Below are 15666 nucleotides of genomic sequence, written 5' to 3'. Positions count from 1 at the left end.
TCCAGTCCCGCGAGCCGACGGACATGCGCCTTCTGGCGCTGGCGTCGGAGCACCTGCGGCTGATGGGCGCCAAGCGGCTGACCGTGGTTGCGATCGCGGAGGCGGCCGGCATGACCCATGCCAATGTCTACCGCTATTTCCCCTCCAAGGAGGCGCTGATCGACGCGGTGGTCGATGCCTGGATCAAGTCGGTGGAGACGCGGCTGACCGACATCGCGGACGGGCCCGACCCTTCCGACGACAAGCTGGAGCGCATGATCCTCGCGCTGGCGCGCGCCAACCGCGACGGGCTGAGCGAGAACCCTGCGCTTTACGCCGCCTTCCGCGATGCGATGAACAAGCGCCGGGCCGTGGCGCGCCGCCACCGGGTGCGGGTGCGCACGCTGCTTGACCGCGTGATCGAGGAAGGCATCAATGCCGGCACTTTCGAACCCAGGGACAAGGACCGGGCGGCCGTCTTCGTGCTCGATGCCTGCTTCCGCTTTGTCCATCCGGCGGCGGTGGAGCTGGAGGCGGATGTGCCGCAGACCCAGTTCGACCAGCGCCTCGGCAGCGTCGTCAGGGTGGCCCTGCGCGCCCTGGCCAGCGGCGTGATCTGAGGGATTTTGACTGACAAATGACATTATATGTCATTTGAAACCAAATTTTTCTGTCTTAACCTTTTGTTCAGACAGTCGCCTGAAAAGTAAGCAAGCTATTGAATTAGACCGCTTTTCAATCGTTTCGCATAAGGCTGGCCATACCGTTGGCCGGCGGCCTCCACCATGGGTCCAACTTGCCGCAAGGGCGGGCTTGAGTCACAGAAGCCCCGATTTCGCGTGGCTGCGCTGCGGCCATGACCGGTCAATGTCAATGGCACTTCAATGACCCGGAGCCGGCCCATCCAGTGGCCCGGCTGCCTGGCTCAAGCTTCAAGGGAAAGCGCTTCTCATGGCTCGCAAGAAAATCGCCCTCATCGGCGCAGGCCAAATCGGTGGCACGCTCGCCCATCTCGCCGGCATCAAGGAACTGGGCGACATCGTCCTGTTCGACATCGCCGAGGGCATCCCGCAGGGCAAGAGCCTCGATCTGGTCGAGTCCTCCGCCGTGGACGGCTTCGACGCGCTCTACAAGGGCACCAATGATTATGCCGACATCGCCGGCGCCGATGTGGTGATCGTCACCGCCGGCGTGCCGCGCAAGCCGGGCATGAGCCGCGACGATCTGATCGGCATCAACCTCAAGGTCATGAAGGCGGTGGGCGAGGGCATCCGGCAGTACGCCCCCAAGGCCTTCGTGATCTGCATCACCAACCCGCTCGACGCGATGGTCTGGGCGCTGCAGAAGTTCTCGGGCGTCAAGCCGAACATGATCTGCGGCATGGCAGGCGTGCTCGATTCGGCCCGCATGGCCTACTTCCTCGAAGAGGCCACGGGCGTCTCGATCAAGGACATCAAGACCTTCGTGCTCGGCGGCCATGGTGACGACATGGTGCCGCTGGTGCGCTACTCGACCGTCGGCGGCATTCCGCTGCCCGATCTCGTCAAGATGAAGTGGATCACGCAGGAGAAGGTGGACCAGATCGTCGAGCGCACCCGCAAGGGCGGCGGCGAGATCGTCAACCTGCTCAAGACCGGCTCGGCCTTCTACGCGCCCGCCGCCTCCGCCATCGCCATGGCCGAGAGCTATCTCAAGGACCAGAAGCGCGTCCTGCCCTGCGCCGCCTCGCTCAAGGGCCAGTATGGCGTGAAGGGCATGTTCATCGGCGTGCCGGTCGTGATCGGCGGCAAGGGCATCGAGCGCATCGTCAAGATCAAGCTCAACAAGGGTGAGCAGGCCATGCTGGACAAGTCGGTGGCTTCCGTCTCCGGCCTGATCGAGGCCTGCAAGACCATCGACCCGTCTTTGAAGGACTGAGGGCAACAGGCAGTCGGCAACAGGCGGTCGGAACATCGACGCCAACGCCGGAACGACTGCCTGCTGCCGACTGCCCATTGCCAATCCGAAGGATATCAAGATGAACATCCACGAATACCAGGGCAAGGCCGTCCTCAAGGAGTTCGGCGCGCCCGTCTCCAGGGGCCATGCGGCCTTCACCGTCGAGGAAGCCGAGGCCGCCGCCAGGCAACTGCCCGGTCCGCTCTATGTCGTGAAGAGCCAGATCCATGCGGGCGGCCGCGGCAAGGGCACGTTCAAGGAGCTGCCGGCAGGCTCCAGGGGCGGCGTCCGGCTCGCGAAGTCCATCGAGGAGGTCAAGGCGCACGCCGCCGAGATGCTCGGCAACACGCTCGTCACGATCCAGACGGGCCCGGCCGGCAAGCAGGTCAACCGGCTGTACATCGAGGATGGCTCCGACATCGAGAAGGAGTTCTACCTCTCGATGCTGGTCGACCGCGAAACCAGCCGCATCGCCTTCGTGGTCTCCACTGAAGGCGGCATGAACATCGAGGATGTGGCGCACGACAGCCCCGAGAAGATCATCACCTTCTCGGTCGATCCGGTGACGGGCGCCATGCCGCTGCACGGCCGCAAGGTCGCGAAGGCGCTGGGTCTGTCCGGCGACCTCGCCAAGCAGGCGGAGAAGCTGGTGGCCCAGCTCTACACTGCCTTCACCGCCACCGACATGGCGATGCTGGAGATCAACCCGCTGATCATCACCAAGGATGGCCAGCTCAAGTGCCTCGACGCCAAGATCAGCTTCGATTCGAACGCGCTCTATCGCCACCCGAACATCGTCGCCCTGCGCGACGTGACCGAGGAGGACGACAAGGAGATCGAGGCCTCGAAGTACGACCTCGCCTACATCGCGCTCGACGGCACCATCGGCTGCATGGTCAACGGCGCGGGCCTCGCCATGGCGACCATGGACATCATCAAGCTCTACGGGGCCGAGCCCGCCAACTTCCTCGATGTCGGCGGCGGCGCCTCCAAGGAGAAGGTCACGGCGGCCTTCAAGATCATCACCGCCGATCCGGCCGTTAAGGGCATCCTCGTCAACATCTTCGGCGGGATCATGAAATGCGACGTCATCGCCGAGGGCGTGATCGCTGCGGTCAAGGAAGTCGGGCTCAAGGTGCCGCTGGTGGTGCGCCTCGAGGGCACCAATGTCGAGCTCGGCAAGAAGATCATCAACGAGAGCGGGCTGAACGTCATCTCCGCCGATGATCTCGACGACGCCGCGCAGAAGATCGTCACGGCCGTGAAGGGCTGAGGGAAAACAGATGTCCATCCTCATCGACAAGAACACCAAGGTCATCTGCCAGGGCTTCACCGGCAAGAACGGCACCTTCCACTCCGAGCAGGCGATCGCCTATGGCACGGTGATGACGGGCGGAGTCTCGCCCGGCAAGGGCGGTTCGGTCCATCTCGGGCTGCCGGTCTTCGACACCGTGGAGGAAGCGGTGGGCGCCACCGGCGCGACCGCGACCGTGATCTACGTGCCGCCCGCGGGCGCCGCCGATTCGATCCTCGAGGCCATCGACGCGGAAGTGCCGCTCGCGGTCTGCATCACCGAGGGCATCCCGGTCACCGACATGATCAAGGTGAAGCGCGCCCTGATCGGCTCGAAGACGCGGCTGATCGGGCCCAACTGCCCCGGCATCGTCACCGCCGGCGAAAGCAAGATCGGCATCATGCCGGCCAACATCTTCAAGCCCGGCACGGTGGGCATCGTCTCGCGTTCGGGCACGCTCACCTATGAGGCCGTGTTCCAGACCACGCGCGAGGGGCTGGGCCAGACCACGGCCGTCGGCATTGGCGGCGATCCTGTCAAGGGCACCGAATTCATCGACATGCTCGAAATGTTCCTTGCCGATCCGAAGACCACGTCGATCATCATGATCGGCGAGATCGGCGGCTCGGCCGAGGAAGACGCGGCCCAGTTCATCAAGGACGAGGCGAAGCGCGGCCGGAGCAAGCCGATGGTCGGCTTCATCGCCGGCCGCACGGCGCCTCCGGGCCGTCGCATGGGCCATGCCGGCGCGATCATCGCCGGCGGCAAGGGCGGCGCCGAGGACAAGATCGCCGCGATGGAAGCGGCCGGCATCAAGGTCTCGCCCTCGCCGGCGAGGCTCGGCAAGACGCTGGTCGAGGTTCTGAAAGGCTGAGGACGTCCATGATTTATCTTGTCGCGATCCTGCTGCCGTTCCTGGCGCTCATGATCCGCGGCAAGGTCTGGCAGGGCCTGCTCTGCCTCATTCTTCAGTTCACGCTGATCGGCTGGATCCCTGCGGCGGTCTGGGCGGTTCTCGTGGTCAACAACGACAACGCCGAGCGGCGGCACCGCGAGACGATCGAAGCACTGCACCGCCGTTGAAGACAGCGCCAGCCCTCAAGGGCGCAAGGAGACAGACAGATGGGACGCCAGGACGCCAACGACGTGTTCGCCCAGACCTCGTTCCTCTATGGAGGCAACGCGGCCTATATCGAGGACCTGTTTGCACGCTACCAGTCCAATCCCGCCTCGGTGGATGCGGACTGGCAGGCCTTCTTCGGCGCGTTGAAGGATGATGGGGCGGCCGCCGGCGACAAGCCGCGCGGCGCCTCCTGGCAGCGTCCCAACTGGCCGATCCATGCCAATGGAGACCTGATCTCGGCGCTCGACGGCAATTGGGCCCAGGTCGAGAAGACGGTCGGCGACAAGCTCAAGGGCAAGGCGCAGACCAAGGGCATCGAACTCAGCCAGGCCGACGTGCAGCAGGCGACACGGGATTCGGTGCGCGCGCTGATGCTGATCCGCGCCTACCGCATGCGCGGACACCTCCATGCCCAGCTCGATCCTCTCGGAATCGAGGCCAAGAAGGCCAACGAGGAGCTGGACCCTGCGTCCTATGGCTTCACCGCCGCCGACATGGACCGCAAGATCTTCATCGACCACGTGCTCGGCATGGAATTCGCGACCATCCGCGAGATGGTGGCCGTGCTGGACCGCACCTATTGCCAGACGCTCGGCGTCGAATTCATGCACATCACGGATGCGGCCCAGAAGGCCTGGATCCAGGAGCGCATCGAGGGGCCGGACAAGGAAATCGCTTTCACAAGGGAGGGAAAGCGGGCCATCCTCAACAAGCTGGTCGAAGCCGAAGGTTTCGAGAAGTTCATCGACCTCAAATACACCGGCACCAAGCGCTTTGGCCTTGACGGGGGCGAGGCGCTCATTCCGGCGCTCGAGCAGATCATCAAGCGTGGCGGCAACCTCGGCGTGAAGGACATCGTCTTCGGCATGGCCCATCGCGGCAGGCTGAACGTGCTCACCCAGGTGATGGGCAAGACCCACCGCGCGCTGTTCCATGAGTTCAAGGGCGGCTCCTTCGCGCCCGATGACGTGGAGGGCTCGGGCGACGTGAAATATCACCTGGGCGCCTCGTCGGACCGCGAGTTCGACGGCAACAAGGTCCACCTTTCCCTGACCCCCAACCCGTCGCATCTCGAGATCGTCGATCCCGTCGTGCTCGGCAAGGTCCGCGCCAAGCAGGACCAGCACGGCGACATCGTCGAGCGCACCAAGGTGATGCCGCTGCTGATCCATGGCGACGCGGCCTTCGCCGGCCAGGGCGTGGTGGCCGAATGCCTTGGCCTGTCGGGGCTGAAGGGCCACCGCACGGGCGGCTCGATCCACTTCATCATCAACAACCAGATCGGCTTCACCACCTATCCGCGCTATTCGCGCTCCTCGCCCTATCCGTCCGACGTGGCGAAGATGGTGGAGGCCCCGATCTTCCACGTGAACGGCGATGACCCGGAAGCGGTGGTTTTCGCGGCCAAGGTCGCGACCGAGTTCCGGCAGAAGTTCCACAAGCCGGTCGTGATCGACATGTGGTGCTATCGCCGCTTCGGCCACAACGAGGGCGACGAGCCGGGCTTCACCCAGCCGCTCATGTACAAGAAGATCCGCAGCCACAAATCGACGCTGGAGCTGTATTCGGCGAAGCTGCTGGCCGAAGGCGTGGTCTCGCAGGCCGATACCGATGCAATGAAGGCCGACTGGAAGAACCGCCTCGAAGGCGAGTTCGAGGCCGCCATGGGCTACAAGCCCAACAAGGCCGACTGGCTCGACGGCAAGTGGGCCGGGCTGAAGGCCATCAAGGAGGATGCCGACGATCCGCGCGCCGGCGCGACCGGCGTGCCGGCGGCCACACTGCGCGAGATCGGCGAGCGCATCACGGCCGTGCCGGAGGGCTTCACCGTCCACAAGACGATCCAGCGCTTCCTCGACAACCGCAGGAAGGCGATCGAGACGGGCGACGGCATCGACTGGGCTACTGCCGAGGCGCTGGGTTTCTCGTCGCTGATGCTGGAGGGCCACCCTGTGCGCCTGTCCGGGCAGGACTGCGAGCGCGGCACCTTCTCGAGCCGCCACTCGGTGCTGATCGACCAGGAGACCGAGGCGCGCCACACCTCGTTCAACCATATCCGCGAGGGCCAGTCGCGCTACGAGGTCATCAACTCGATGCTCTCGGAAGAGGCGGTGCTGGGCTTCGAGTATGGCTACTCGCTGTCGGAGCCGAACGCGCTGGTGTGCTGGGAAGCCCAGTTCGGCGACTTCGCCAACGGCGCGCAGGTGCTGTTCGACCAGTTCATCTCGTCGGGCGAGCGCAAGTGGCTGCGCATGTCGGGCCTCGTCTGCCTGCTGCCCCATGGCTATGAGGGGCAGGGGCCAGAGCACTCATCGGCTCGCCTCGAGCGCTTCCTGCAGATGTGCGCGGAAGACAACATGCAGGTCGCGAACTGCTCGACGCCGGCGAACTACTTCCACATCCTGCGCCGGCAGCTCAAGCGCGAGTTCCGCAAGCCGCTGGTCCTGATGACGCCGAAGTCGCTGCTGCGCCACAAGCGCTGCGTGTCGGACCTCGCGGACCTCGCCGAAGGCTCGAGCTTCCACCGCGTGCTGCGCGATGACGCCGAGACCCGCAAGGGCGACGCGGTCAAGCTCGCCAAGGATGCCAAGATCAGGCGCGTCATCCTGTGCTCGGGCAAGGTCTATTATGACCTTTACGAGGAGCGCGAGAAGCGCGGCATGGACGATGTCTACCTGCTGCGCGTGGAACAGCTCTATCCGTTCCCGCTCAAGTCGATGGCGACGATCCTTGCCCGCTTCAAGGGCGCCGACATCGTGTGGTGCCAGGAAGAGCCCAAGAACATGGGTTCGTGGAGCTTCGTCGAGCCCTATCTCGAATGGGTCCTTGGCCATTGCGGGGCCAAGTCCAAGCGCGCGCGCTATGTCGGCCGTCCGGCCTCCGCAGCGACCGCGACGGGGCTGATGTCCAAGCATCTGCACCAGCTCAAGGCCTTCCTCGACGAGGCCTTCGCGGCCTGACCCCCTTCAACGCATCGACCTGACCCCAAGAGGCTGCCCCGACATGGCCACCGAAATCCGCGTTCCCACACTGGGCGAATCCGTCACCGAGGCCACGATCGGCAAGTGGTTCAAGAAGCCCGGCGACGCCATCAAGGCCGATGAGCCCCTGGTGGAGCTCGAGACTGACAAGGTGACGCTCGAGGTCAACGCGCCTGCGGCCGGCGTGCTCGGCGAGATCGTCGCCAAGGAAGGCGAGACGGTCGGCGTCGCCGCGCTGCTCGGCATGATCACGGCTGGAGGCGCTGCCGCAGCGCCTGCGCCCAAGGCCGAGGCTGCCAAGGCTGCGCCCGCCGCAACGCCCGCGCCTTCAAGTCCTGTACCTGCAATTCCTGTACCTGCAATTCCTGCGCCCGCCGCTGCCGCGAAGGCCGCCGATTCCGGCCCTGCCGTCTCGCGGCTGGCCGCCGAAAGCGGCGTCAACCCGGCCTCGGTCCCCGCCACCGGCAAGGATGGCCGCGTGACCAAGGGCGACATGCTCGCCGCCATCGCAACGGCCGCCTCGGCCCCTGCGGCAGCGCCGGCTCCCATGGCGGTGCGCGCGCCGATCGCGGTCGATGACGCCTCGCGTGAGGAGCGCGTGAAGATGACCAAGCTGCGCCAGACCATCGCGCGGCGGCTCAAGGAAGCGCAGTCCAACGCGGCCATGCTCACCACCTTCAACGAGGTGGACATGACGAACGTCATGGCGCTGCGCAACCAGTACAAGGATCTGTTCGAGAAGAAGCATGGCGTGAAGCTCGGCTTCATGGGCTTCTTCGTGAAGGCCTGCGTGCAGGCGCTGAAGGAGCTGCCCGCCGTCAATGGCGAGATCGACGGCGCCGACATCATCTACAAGAACTACTACCATATCGGCGTCGCCGTCGGCACCGAGAAGGGCCTCGTCGTGCCTGTGGTGCGCGAGGCGGACACGCTCGGCATAGCGGGGGTCGAGAAGACCATCGCCGATTTCGGCCGCCGCGCCCGCGACGGAGCGCTCAAGATCGATGAAATGCAGGGCGGCACCTTCACCATCTCCAATGGCGGGGTCTACGGCTCGCTGATGTCGACGCCGATCCTGAATGCGCCGCAAAGCGCCATCCTCGGCATGCACAAGATCCAGGACCGGCCCATGGTGGTCGGCGGGCCAGATCGTGGCGCGCCCGATGATGTATCTGGCATTGAGCTACGATCACCGCATCATCGACGGCAAGGAGGCGGTGACCTTCCTCGTGCGTGTGAAGGAAAGCCTCGAGGATCCGGCCCGGCTGGTGATGGATCTGTGATGGATAAGGCAAGGCTCGATAAGTTGCTCGCCTCCAAGGGCATTGAAGCTAGATCTGGCAGGTTAACAATTGAAATCGATAAGGATTTGGCGGAGGAAGCTCACTACGTTGATGCAATGCTTCTTCGCAATAATCGCAAATTTTCAGCTTCTCGGCTCTTGAGGACACAACTGGTTGCGCATTTAGCAAGAATAGCTGAAAGCGCTAACGGGAAGCATTTAAATTTCGATGTTGGAGCTGTTCTGGCAGTAATGAAAAGTATCGCCGACGGCAAGCAGACGGGAGCAAAGCCACCAAGACTGCTGCAAAAGGGTCCGTTGCGTGGGTTGTCTCGAGCCCATGTATTCCAAGCGTCGTTCATCGTCAGAAATTTACAGAATGCGAATGCCAATGGACGAGCTAAGCAACGTCTGATTCGCGCAGTTAAATCAAAATATGGGAAATTTCCATGTCCGGAACATATGATAGATGAAGACGATATTAGGCTGTTCGCGAAATCCTTTGTCGATGACGCGTTACAGGAACGGTCGGCGCGGAATGAACTTACAGGTGAACATATTTACTTTATCAATTTTTTAAATAGGAATTATTTTTTGTTCCTAGCGTCACATGACGATGGCGAAGAAAAATTGACTGAATACAAAACCAGTTCAATGACCGAATATCCGAAAATCGCCGAACATCTCGATGTATATCGTAACGACAGTATAAAAGGTTAGTGCCCCATGTCCTACGACCTGATCATCATCGGCACCGGCCCCGGCGGCTATGTCTGCGCCATCCGCGCGGCGCAGCTGGGGCTGAAAGTGGCCGTTGTCGAGAAGCGCAAGACCCACGGCGGCGCCTGCCTCAATGTCGGCTGCATCCCCTCCAAGGCGATGCTGCACGCCTCCGAGCGGTTTGAGGAGGCTGGCCACGGCTTCGAGGCGCTCGGCATCAAGGTCGGCAAGCCGACGCTCGACCTGCCCGCGATGATGAAGCACAAGCAGGAGACGGTGGACGCCAATGTCGGCGGCGTCGCCTTCCTGCTGAAGAAGAACAAGGTCGAAGCCTTCCATGGCCTCGGCACCATCCTTGCGTCCGGCGCGAACGGGCTCAACCGGGTGCAGGTCACTGCCGGGGATGGCTCGGCCCAGGTGCTCGAAGCGAAAAACGTCGTGATAGCCACGGGATCGGAGCCTGCCAGCCTGCCCGGCATCGCCATCGATGAGAAGACGGTCGTGACCTCGACCGGCGCGCTGGAACTGGCGGGCGTGCCGAAGCGGCTGCTCATCATCGGCGCCGGCGTGATCGGGCTCGAACTCGGCTCCGTCTGGGGGCGGCTGGGGGCGGAAATCACGGTCATCGAATATCTCGACCGCATCCTGCCGGGCATGGACACGGAAGTGGCCAGCCAGTTTCAGCGCATCCTGGCCAAGCAGGGCATGAGCTTCCATCTGTCCTCCAAGGTGACGAAGGTCGAGGCCGGCCCATCGGGCGCCAAGGTCACGGTGGAGCCCGCAGCCGGCGGCGAAGCGCAGATCATTGAGGCGGACATCGTGCTGGTGGCGGTGGGCCGGAGGCCGAACACGGACGGGCTTGGCCTCGAGGCGGTGGGCGTCGCCATGGAGCGCGGGCGCGTCGTGACCGGGGACCATTACGAGACCAATGTGGCGGGCATCTACGCGATTGGCGACGTGATCAAGGGGCCGATGCTGGCGCACAAGGCCGAGGATGAGGGCGTCGCGCTGGCCGAGATCCTCGCCGGCAAGGCCGGCCATGTGAATTACGGCATCATTCCCGGCGTGGTCTACACCATGCCGGAAGTGGCCACGATCGGCGCGACCGAGGATGAGCTCAAGGCCGCCGGCGCCGCCTACAAGGTCGGCAAGTTCCCCTTCACCGCCAATGGCCGGGCCCGCGCCATGCGCGCCACCGAGGGCTTCGTGAAGGTGCTGGCCGATGCCGCGACCGATCGCGTGCTCGGCGCGCACATCATCGGCGCGGGCGCTGGCGACCTGATCCACGAGGTGGCCGTGCTGATGGAGTTCGGCGGCTCATCGGAGGATCTTGCGCGCACCTGCCACGCGCACCCGACGCTTTCGGAAGCGGTGAAGGAAGCGGCGCTGGCCGTGGAAAAGCGCGCGCTCCATATTTGAGCCACCGTTTCAACGCCAGAGGCCGCCCGCCATGCCCATCGCCGCCGCCCTCGCCGACGACATCCTGCTGGCGCTCTCGCGGCGCAGCCAGATCAGGCCCCTGACCGATCATGTCGAGGGCTTCGACGAGGCTGCGGCCTACCGCGTCTCGCGCGCGGTGACGGCGCGGCGCATGGCGCAGGGCGAGACAGTGGTGGGCTGCAAGATCGGCTTCACCAACCGCACGATCTGGGACGAATACGGGGTTCACCAGCCCATTCACGGCGCGGTCTATGACACGACGCTGCGCCATGTGGCGGGCATGGTGAGCGATGACGGGCTCGGCCTGCTGGTGGAGCCGCGCATCGAACCCGAGATCGTGCTCGGGCTTGGCGCGCCGCCCGAGGCCGGCATGGACGAGCGCGCCCTGATGGGCTGCATCGCCTGGGTGGCGCACGGCTTCGAGATCGTGCAGTCGCTCTATCCGGGCTGGGTGTTCAGGGCCGCCGACTGCATCGCCGCCTTCGGGCTGCATGGGCGGCTGCTGGTGGGGCCGCAGGTCGCGGTCGCCGCCGCCGATCGCGACGCATGGCATGAGCGTCTGCGCAGCTTCACCATCGCGCTCGGCCGCGATGGCGCTGTGGTCGACACCGGCGAAGCCCGCAACGTGCTGGATGGGCCTGTCTCGGCGCTGAGGCACCTCGTTGTGACTCTGGCGGCCGATCAGGATGCCGCGCCGCTGCGCAGCGGCGATCTGGTGACCACGGGCACGGTGACGCGCGCCTTCCCCGTGCGGCCGGGCGAGCGCTGGCGCACCAGCCTTTCCGGCCTCGACCTGCCTGGCATGGACGTGACGTTCGTGTGAGGATCGTCATCGCGAGCGAAGCGAAGCGATCCAGAGTGCAGAGCGTCAAGGCTGGATTGCCTCGCTGCGCTCGCAATGACACGATGCCTCAGACCACATTGCGCCGTGTCAGGAAGTCGCCCATCCGTTGCAGCGCCTTTTCGATGTTCGGCAACGAGTTGGCGTAGCTGAGGCGAATATAGCCTTCGCCGTGGACACCGAAATCGGGGCCGCCGATCGTGGCGACGCCGGCATCCTCCAGCAGCGCGGAGGCAAGGGCCTTCGCCTTCCAGCCGGTCTTCGCGATGTTCGGGAAGGCATAGAACGCGCCCTTTGGCGCGATGCAGCTCACGCCGGGCAGGGCATTGAGGCCTGCGACCACCGCGCCGCGGCGGCGGTCGAATTCGGCGGCCATGGCGTGCACCGCATCCTGCGGCCCTTCAAGCGCAGCAAGGCCGGCCCACTGCGCGGCCGCATTGACGCAGGAATAGGAGTTCACCGCCAGCTTGCGGGCCGCGTCATAGAGCGGGCTGGGCCAGACCGACCAGCCCATGCGCCAGCCTGTCATGGCATAGGTCTTGGACCAGCCATTGAGCAGGATCAGCCGGTCCCGGATTTCGGGATAGGACATGAGCGAGACATGGGCCATGCCGTCATAGACCTGCGCGTCATAGATCTCGTCCGACATGATCGCCACATCCGGCCAGCGGGCGAGGCCTGCCACGAGCCTGTCGATCTCCGCCTTGGGCGTGACGCCGCCGGTGGGGTTGGCGGGCGAGTTGACGATGATGAGGCGCGTCTTCGGCGTGATCAGCGAGAGCAGCTCGTCCGCGGTGAAGGCGAAGCCCGCCTCCTCGCGGATCGGCACGGGCACCGGCGTCGCGCCTGTGAATTCGATCATCGAGCGGTAGATGGGAAAGCCAGGGTCCGGATAGAGGATTTCCGCGCCGGGCTCGCCGAACATCAGGATCGCCATGTGCATGGTGATCTTGCCGCCCGGCACGATCAACACGCTTTCGGGGCTGATCCGGGCGCCTGACGAGCGATGCACATAGGCGGCGACCGCCTCGCGCAGGGGCAGGATCCCTGTGGCCGGGGTGTAGCCGTGATGGCCGTCGCGCAGCGCCTTGATGGCGGCCTCGACGATGTGCGGCGGCGTGGGAAAATCGGGCTGGCCGATGCCGAGATTGATGATGTCCTTGCCCTGGCGCTGCAGTTCGGTGGCGCGGGCCAGCACGGCGAAGGCGTTCTCTTCTCCGATGCGGCCGAAGGAATCGACGAGATGCAGGGTCATGGGGAGCGGTCCTCGGCTTAAGCGCGGGTCAAGGCAGCCCGCTTGCCTATCGTATGCGCGCAATCACCCCGTCTGAACAAGAGGGGCATGCGTTGCGCTTTCGGCCGGGCCCCGCATGGCCCGCAAGCGGCCCCGCGCGCCGTGCAGGCTTGTTTTCGCCGCGGATGCCACGAGCCCCCTTTCGCCGTGCGGAGAAATCACTAGCTTGCGAAGGAACGAACAGCATTCGAGGAACGCCCCATGACCGACGAACCCGTCCGCATCAAGCCCTCCGAGCTGCGCTCGAAGGCGTGGTTCGACAACCCGGCCAACATCGACATGACGGCGCTCTACATCGAGCGCATGATGAATTTCGGCCTGTCGCAGAAGGAGCTGCAATCGGGCCGCCCGATCATCGGCATCGCGCAGACCGGCTCCGACGTGGCGCCGTGCAACCGGCATCATCTGCAACTGGCCCCGCGCATCCGCGACGGCATCCGCGAGATGGGCGGCATCCCGCTCGAATTTCCGATCCATCCCATCCAGGAAACCTGCAAGCGTCCGACCGCAGCGCTGGACAGGAACCTGCAATATCTCAGCCTCGTCGAGATCCTGCACGGCTATCCGCTCGATGCCGTGGTGTTGACCACCGGCTGCGACAAGACCACGCCGGCGCAGATCATGGCGGCTGCGACCGTCGACATTCCGGCCATCGTGCTCTCGGGCGGGCCGATGCTCAATGGCTGGCACAATGGCGAGCGGACGGGCTCGGGCACCATCGTTTGGAAGGCCCGGCAGATGCACGCGGCCGGCGAGCTCGACGATGCGGGCTTCGTGGAGCTGATCGCCTCCTCCGCCCCTTCGGCAGGTCATTGCAACACCATGGGCACGGCCTCGACCATGAACAGCCTGGCCGAGGCGCTCGGCCTGTCGCTGCCGGGCTGCGCGGCCATCCCCGCGCCCTACCGCGACCGCTACGAGATGGCCTATCTGACCGGCCGGCGCATTGTAGAGATGGTCTGGGAGGATCTGACACCCTCCATGGTGCTGACCCGCGCCGCCTTCGAGAACGCGATCGTGGTCAACTCGGCCATTGGCGGCTCGACCAATGCGCCGATCCACATCAACGCCATCGCGCGCCATATCGGCGTCGAACTGAGCAATGATGACTGGGAGAAGCACGGCTACCATGTGCCGCTGCTGGTCAACCTGCAACCGGCGGGCGAATATCTCGGCGAGGAATACTATCACGCAGGTGGCGTGCCGGCGGTGGTGAATGAGTTGATCAAGCATGGGCTGATCAACGAAACGGCGATCACGGTCAACGGCCGGACGCTCCACGCCAACTGCAAGGGCAAGGAGACGCGCGACAAGCGGGTGATCAAGTCGGTGGACGCGCCGATGAAGGAGAGCGCCGGCTTCCTCAACATGAAGGGCAACCTGTTCGATTCGGCCATCATGAAGACCTCGGTGATCACGCCGGAGTTCCGCGAACGCTATTTGCAGAACCCGGCCGATCCCAATGCCTTCGAGGGCGCCGCCGTGGTGTTCGACGGGCCGGAGGATTACCACAAGCGCATCGACGATCCCGCGCTCAAGCTCGACGCCTTCTCGCTGCTCTTCATCCGCGGCGTGGGCCCGATCGGCTACCCAGGCTCGGCGGAGGTGGTTAACATGCGGCCGCCGGCCTACCTCATCAAGCAGGGAATCAATTCCCTGCCCTGCATCGGCGATGGTCGGCAGTCGGGCACTTCGGGCTCGCCCTCGATCCTCAACGCCTCGCCGGAGGCGGCGAGCGGGGGTGGCCTCGCGCTGGTGCGGACCGGCGACCGCGTGCGCATCGACCTGAACACGCGCACCGCCAACATGCTGGTTTCGGAGGAGGAACTGGCCGAGCGGCGGCGCGCGCTGAATGCGGCCGGCGGCTATCGCTATCCCGAGAGCCAGACGCCCTGGCAGGAGATCCAGCGCGGCATCGTGGACGAGCTCAGCCATGGCATGGTGCTGAAGCCGGCCGTGAAATACCAGCGCATCCACAAGACAAAGGGCATCCCGCGCGACAATCATTGAAGGCCGGGCCGTGCCGGTCGAGGGGCTCTCGCACATCACGCTCATCGTCCGCGACCTGGGGCGGACGGCAGAGCTCCTGCGCGCTGTCTTCGGCGCGAGAGAGCTCTACAGCTCGGGCGAGGCGACTTTCTCGCGCTCGCGCGAGATGTTCTTCGACATTGCCGGGGTTTGGCTCGCGATCATGGAGGGTGAGCCGCTGCCCATGCGGAGCTACAACCACATCGCCTTCAGGATACCGGAGGCTCAGTTCGACGCCTTCGCCGAGCGGGTCCGGCAGGCGGGCGCCGAGATGGCGCCGCCGCGCCCCCGCGTGGAGGGAGAAGGCCGTTCGATCTATTTCCATGACTTCGACAATCACCTGTTCGAGCTTCACACGGGCATGCTTGCCGAGAGGCTCGAACGCTATGGCCGGGGGCCGGGATGAGCGAGCTTCTGATCAAGCCCGGCGAGCCCGGCGAGCCGGCGCTGTGGAGCATCGATGCCCGCGGGCGCAGCCACGGGACCGATCCTGACGAACTTGGCCTGACCGATGAGCTGTGCGACCGTATCGAAGCCTGGCTCGATGCGCTTGATGCCGCCCATGACGAGGATGCGCCGGGCCTGCGCAGCTTCGACAATGATGCCGTGCGGCGTGCTTATGCGGCCGAGGGCCGGGCCATCGCCGCCGCCATCAGGCAGGAGCTGGGCGAGGAATGGACGATCGAGATCGATCTCGCGCCGTGGGAAAGCGGGCTTTCATGAGCGGGCTGGCGGGCTGGACGCGC

The 15666-nt window shown here is 64.8% G+C and carries 13 protein-coding genes and 1 pseudogene; 13 read left to right on the top strand and 1 reads right to left on the bottom strand.

What is annotated here, in order from left to right:
- Positions 1 to 23: 23 nt before the first annotated feature.
- The 10 genes and pseudogenes from HEQ16_00860 to HEQ16_00815 all read left to right on the top strand — a co-directional run bounded on the left by HEQ16_00860 (position 24) and on the right by HEQ16_00815 (position 11580).
- Positions 24 to 599, top strand: a complete 576-nt coding sequence (locus tag HEQ16_00860; GenBank protein MCO4052624.1) for a TetR/AcrR family transcriptional regulator — start codon at positions 24 to 26, stop codon at positions 597 to 599.
- 331 nt (positions 600 to 930) lie between these two features.
- Positions 931 to 1896 carry a malate dehydrogenase gene (gene mdh, locus HEQ16_00855; protein MCO4052623.1) on the top strand — a complete coding sequence of 322 codons (966 nt, stop codon included), beginning with the start codon at positions 931 to 933 and terminating at the stop codon, positions 1894 to 1896.
- Between the two features lie 100 nt (positions 1897 to 1996).
- A complete protein-coding gene (gene sucC, locus HEQ16_00850; GenBank protein ID MCO4052622.1) occupies positions 1997 to 3190 on the top strand; it encodes an ADP-forming succinate--CoA ligase subunit beta in 1194 nt (397 codons plus the stop codon).
- 10 nt (positions 3191 to 3200) lie between these two features.
- Positions 3201 to 4085 (top strand): succinate--CoA ligase subunit alpha, encoded by an 885-nt coding sequence (gene sucD, locus HEQ16_00845; GenBank protein MCO4052621.1) that lies wholly within the window; start codon positions 3201 to 3203, stop codon positions 4083 to 4085.
- 11 nt (positions 4086 to 4096) lie between these two features.
- Positions 4097 to 4294, top strand: a complete 198-nt coding sequence (locus HEQ16_00840; GenBank protein ID MCO4052620.1) for a YqaE/Pmp3 family membrane protein — start codon at positions 4097 to 4099, stop codon at positions 4292 to 4294.
- A gap of 39 nt (positions 4295 to 4333) precedes the next feature.
- Entirely contained in the window at positions 4334 to 7294 is a 2961-nt protein-coding gene (locus HEQ16_00835; GenBank protein MCO4052619.1) for a 2-oxoglutarate dehydrogenase E1 component, read from the top strand.
- A gap of 43 nt (positions 7295 to 7337) precedes the next feature.
- Positions 7338 to 8598 (top strand): annotated as a pseudogene (gene odhB, locus HEQ16_00830) (2-oxoglutarate dehydrogenase complex dihydrolipoyllysine-residue succinyltransferase).
- Positions 8598 to 9317, top strand: a complete 720-nt coding sequence (locus tag HEQ16_00825) for a hypothetical protein (protein ID MCO4052618.1) — start codon at positions 8598 to 8600, stop codon at positions 9315 to 9317. The pseudogene odhB and the gene HEQ16_00825 overlap by 1 nt, the downstream one beginning before the upstream one ends.
- 6 nt (positions 9318 to 9323) lie before the next feature.
- A complete protein-coding gene (locus HEQ16_00820) occupies positions 9324 to 10736 on the top strand; it encodes a dihydrolipoyl dehydrogenase (GenBank protein MCO4052617.1) in 1413 nt (470 codons plus the stop codon).
- A gap of 31 nt (positions 10737 to 10767) precedes the next feature.
- On the top strand, positions 10768 to 11580 hold the full coding sequence (locus HEQ16_00815; GenBank protein ID MCO4052616.1) for a hydratase: 813 nt from the start codon (positions 10768 to 10770) through the stop codon (positions 11578 to 11580).
- An 88-nt stretch (positions 11581 to 11668) separates the two neighbouring features.
- Here HEQ16_00815 and HEQ16_00810 read toward each other — a convergent pair whose 3' ends face one another.
- Positions 11669 to 12853, bottom strand: coding sequence for a pyridoxal phosphate-dependent aminotransferase (locus tag HEQ16_00810; protein ID MCO4052615.1), 1185 nt, complete (start codon positions 12851 to 12853; stop codon positions 11669 to 11671).
- Positions 12854 to 13093: 240 nt separating this feature from the next.
- On the opposite strand from HEQ16_00810, the gene HEQ16_00805 reads away from it, so the two are divergent.
- The 3 genes from HEQ16_00805 to HEQ16_00795 are packed head-to-tail and all read left to right on the top strand — an operon-like array spanning position 13094 to position 15643.
- Complete coding sequence (locus tag HEQ16_00805) at positions 13094 to 14902, top strand: dihydroxy-acid dehydratase family protein (protein ID MCO4052614.1); 1809 nt, start codon at positions 13094 to 13096, stop codon at positions 14900 to 14902.
- A 10-nt stretch (positions 14903 to 14912) separates the two neighbouring features.
- A complete protein-coding gene (gene fosX, locus HEQ16_00800) occupies positions 14913 to 15326 on the top strand; it encodes a FosX/FosE/FosI family fosfomycin resistance thiol transferase (GenBank protein ID MCO4052613.1) in 414 nt (137 codons plus the stop codon).
- Positions 15323 to 15643, top strand: coding sequence for a hypothetical protein (locus HEQ16_00795; GenBank protein MCO4052612.1), 321 nt, complete (start codon positions 15323 to 15325; stop codon positions 15641 to 15643). The genes fosX and HEQ16_00795 overlap by 4 nt, the downstream gene beginning before the upstream one ends.
- Positions 15644 to 15666: the final 23 nt, after the last annotated feature.

The organism is Bosea sp. (in: a-proteobacteria), from assembly GCA_023910605.1.
In the GTDB taxonomy this organism is placed as follows: Bacteria; Pseudomonadota; Alphaproteobacteria; order Rhizobiales; family Beijerinckiaceae; genus Allobosea.
This window is presented reverse-complemented; position numbering and strand designations above follow the sequence as displayed.